Origin of the sequence: Streptomyces sp. NPDC059037 (assembly GCF_042740015.1) — a bacterium.
GTDB lineage: Bacteria > Actinomycetota > Actinomycetes > Streptomycetales > Streptomycetaceae > Streptomyces.
Map to the genome: position 1 here is coordinate 1 of NZ_JBHYIG010000472.1, position 3,769 is coordinate 3,769.

Consider the following 3,769-nt stretch of genomic DNA (forward strand, 5'->3'; position numbering starts at 1 on the left):
AAGCCGACCCGCCCCCCCGCCCGATATCCGGCAGTCGCCCGCCCTGCCGCAGGCCTTTCAGCCCGTCCGGCGTTTGAGGACGAACTCGCCGGAGGCGGTGATCTCCGGTCACCTCGCGGCCGGCGGAGCCGGAAGGGATTCGGGTAGGGGCGGGGTCGGGGAAAGGGAAACGCCCCTACCGAGCCCCCTCAACCCCCGCCTCACCGAACCGCGCCAGCGCCAGCGCCCCCGCCACCGCCACCACAAACCCCAGCACCGCCAGCCACCCCAGCCCCTCCCGAGTCCGGTCCCCCAGCCACACCACCCCCACCAGCGCGGGCCCCACCGTCTCCCCGATCACCATCCCCGCGGTTGCGGTGGTGACGGAGCCCCGCTGCAGGGCCGACGTCAGCAGGAGGAACGCCGCACCGCCGCCCACCAGCAACGCGTACGTCGCCGGATTGGTGACCAGCGCGCCCAACGACACCTCGTCGATCAGCCGCACCGCCACCTCCACCACCCCGAACCCGAACCCCGCCCCGAGCCCGAGCACCAACGCCCGCCCCCGGTCCGGCAACCGCCCCGCCACGGCCCCGAGCAACAGCACCCCCACCGCCACGCCCAACATGGCGTACTGCAGAGCCGTCGACCCGGCCGTGTCCCCCTCCTCGCCCGACGCGAGCCCCAGCATCGCGAGCCCCGCGCACACCACGACCACCGCTCCCCACTCGACCCCGCTCAGCCGCACCCGCAGCAGCCGCGCCGAGACCACCGCCGTCACGGCGAGGCTCGCCGCGAGCGCCGCGCCCACGGCGTAGATGGGGATGGAGCGCAGGGCAATGATCTGCAGCACGAATCCGAGCCCGTCGAGGCCGAGCCCCGCGATGTACCGCCACTGGCGCACCGCCCGGAGGAGCAGTGCGGGATCGACCCCGGATCCCGTGCCCGGCGCGGTCGCACGCGCGGCGATCGCCTGGAGGACCGAGGCCGTGCCGAAGCAGACCGCTGAACCGAGCGCGCAAATCATCCCAAGAGACACGAAGTGACTGTAGAGGAAGGGGATTCCGTGGAGCCGGTTGGCGGGCCGGGCGGAGGCTTACCTACGCTGATCGCCGATCACGTACAACATCACGTACGCAAACACCGCGTACGCAAGCAACACGTACGCAAGCAACACGTGCGCGAACAACACGTGCGCGAACAACGGGGAGTGAAAGAACCGGTGGCAGCGGAGAAGCAGCGGCGCAGGCTGCGGTCAAGCACGGTCGTGCTCGGCGGAATGGGTGTCCTCGCGGCGGCCCTGAGCGCGTGCAGTTCGGAGCCGGACAAGCGGTGTGTGGACCGCGACAGTTACGACCTCATGAACGGCTACAAGATCGTCGCGGACAAGAACTGCAAGAGCGGCGGATCGTCGTACTCGTCAGGCAAGGGACGCAAGACCGGCAGCTCCTATGGATCCGGTGGATCCGGATCAGGGACCGGATCCGGATCCGGAACCGGATCCGGAACCGGCAAGTCCGGCCGGATGGACGCCGACTGGTACTACGACGCGGACGTCTCCGGCCGTTACGCCGACTACGGCACCTTCAGCCACAGCGAGGCCGTCGACCGCGACGGCTTCGGCTGCTCGGGCAGCGGCAGCGGCGGCGGCTGAGCCGGAACAGGAAGAGGACAGACCGAGGTTCGAGACCATGGAACGCCGCACCCTCACCCCGCGCCCCGGCTGGCAGCAGACCGTCGAGGACCAGGGGCTCATCTACCCGCTCACCCGCTACCCGGACGACTCGCTCCGCCCGTACTGGGACGAGTCCGCCTGCTACGTCTTCTCGCTGCCCGAGGTCGAGGCCCTGGAGGAGGTCGTCGAGGAGCTGCACGCGATGTGCATCGCGGCGGCCGGGCACATCGTCACGCACGACCGCCTCGCGGACCTCGGCATCACCGACCCGCGGGTCGCCGCGGCGGTCACCGAGGCCTGGCACCGCCGTGCCGAACTCCCTTCCCTCTACGGCCGGTTCGACCTGCACTACGACGGCCGCGACGGCGCACCCGCCAAACTCCTGGAGTACAACGCCGACACCCCGACCTCCCTGGTCGAGGCGGCGAGCCCGCAGTGGTTCTGGATGGAGGAGCGCTTCCCCGGCGCCGACCAGTGGAACTCCCTCCACGAACGCCTCGTCGACGCCTGGAAGAAGCAGGCCGACCTGCTGCCGCCCGGCGGCCCGCTGTACTTCGCGCACTCCGCGGGCGACGAGCTCGGCGAGGACCTGATGACCGTCGCGTATCTGCGCGAGACGGCGCAGCAGGCGGGGCTCGACACCGAGGCGATCTCCATGGAGGACATCGGCTGGGACCGGCTCTCGGGGCGGTTCGTCGACAAGAAGCTCCGCTTCATGCGCAGTTGCTTCAAGCTCTACCCGTGGGAGTGGCTCACCACCGACCGGTTCGCCCCGCACGTCCTCGACACCCTCGACAACGGCGGCGGCACCGGCTCCACCCTGTGGATCGAGCCTGCCTGGAAGATGCTGCTCTCCAACAAGGCGCTGCTCGCGATCCTCTGGGAGCTCTACCCGGGCCACCCCAACCTCCTCCCCGCCTATCTCGACGGCCCCCGCGAGCTGGCGTCGGAACGGGGTTATGTCGCCAAGCCGCTGCTCGGCCGTGAGGGCGCAGGGGTGACGGTGCACCCGCCGGGCGACGGTCCGGTCACCCTGCGCGACGAGGCCTGCTGCTACCAGGAGTTGGCGCCGCTGCCCGACTTCGACGGCAATCGCGTCGTGCTCGGCGCGTGGGTCGTCGAGGACGAGTCGGCGGGGCTCGGCATCCGGGAGTCGTCGGGTCTGATCACGGACGAGTACGCCAGGTTCCTGCCGCACGTGATTCTCTGAGGCTGAGGCTGAGGCTGGAGTTGGAGTTGGAGTTGGGGGGTTGGGGCTGGGTGCTGAGGCCGGGGTTGCTGCCGGTGGCTTCAACTCGCCTGAGTACCCTGCGGATTGATCGATCCGATCACGTACGGAGGCAAACCGCATCATGGCCGACAGCAGGATCAACACCACGCAGCCGCACACGGCCCGCATCTGGAACTACTGGCTCGGCGGCAAGGACAACTACCCGGTCGACCAGGCGGCCGGGGACCAGATCCGTACGCTGCACCCCGGCATCGGCGAATACGCCCGCGCCGACCGGCTGTTCCTGGGGCGGGCGGTGAGCCACCTGGTCACCGAGTGCGGCATCCGCCAGTTCCTCGACATCGGCACCGGCCTGCCGACCGCCGACAACACCCACGAGGTCGCGCAGCGCCTGGCCCCCGAGACGCGCGTCGTCTACGTGGACAACGACCCGCTGGTGCTCACCCACGCGCGGGCCCTGCTGACCAGCTCGCCCGAGGGGAAGACCGACTACCTCGACGAGGACCTGCGCAATGTCGAGGCCATCCTCGAACACGCCGCGAAGACCCTGGACTTCGACCAGCCCGTCGCGCTGATGCTCCTCGGGGTCGTCATCTTCATCGACGACGACTCCGAGGCGTACGGCATCGTGCGCCGCCTGCTCGACGCGCTGCCGGCCGGCAGCCACCTGGTCCTCTCGCACACCATCACCAGTCCGTCGATGCCCGACGTGGACGAGGCCGTGGCGTTCTGGAACGAGAACGGCACACCGAAGCTCACGCAGCGCACCCCGGACCGGGGGGGGGGGGGGGGGGGGGGGGGGGTGTGGGGGGGGGCGCGGGGGCGCTGAGGGGGGGGGGTGGGGGGGCGGCGGGGGAGCGGTGCGGGGGGTGTGGGGCGCTGAG

3 protein-coding genes and 1 pseudogene are annotated in these 3,769 nt (G+C 70.6%); 3 read left to right on the forward strand and 1 reads right to left on the reverse strand.

The window, feature by feature from the left end:
- Positions 1-175: 175 nt before the first annotated feature.
- Entirely contained in the window at positions 176-1,006 is an 831-nt protein-coding gene (locus ACFWY6_RS44715) for a hypothetical protein (protein WP_384703478.1), read from the reverse strand.
- 252 nt (positions 1,007-1,258) lie between these two features.
- Between ACFWY6_RS44715 and ACFWY6_RS44720 the strand changes: the two genes are divergently transcribed.
- The 3 genes and pseudogenes from ACFWY6_RS44720 to ACFWY6_RS44730 all read left to right on the forward strand — a co-directional run.
- Positions 1,259-1,633: a hypothetical protein gene (locus ACFWY6_RS44720; RefSeq protein WP_384703481.1), complete on the forward strand. Its 375-nt coding sequence runs from the start codon at positions 1,259-1,261 to the stop codon at positions 1,631-1,633.
- 37 nt (positions 1,634-1,670) lie between these two features.
- Positions 1,671-2,864, forward strand: a complete 1,194-nt coding sequence (locus ACFWY6_RS44725; protein ID WP_384703475.1) for a glutathionylspermidine synthase family protein — start codon at positions 1,671-1,673, stop codon at positions 2,862-2,864.
- 142 nt (positions 2,865-3,006) lie between these two features.
- A pseudogene (locus ACFWY6_RS44730) lies at positions 3,007-3,657 on the forward strand (SAM-dependent methyltransferase); the annotation flags it as partial.
- Between the last annotated feature and the right edge of the window lie 112 nt (positions 3,658-3,769).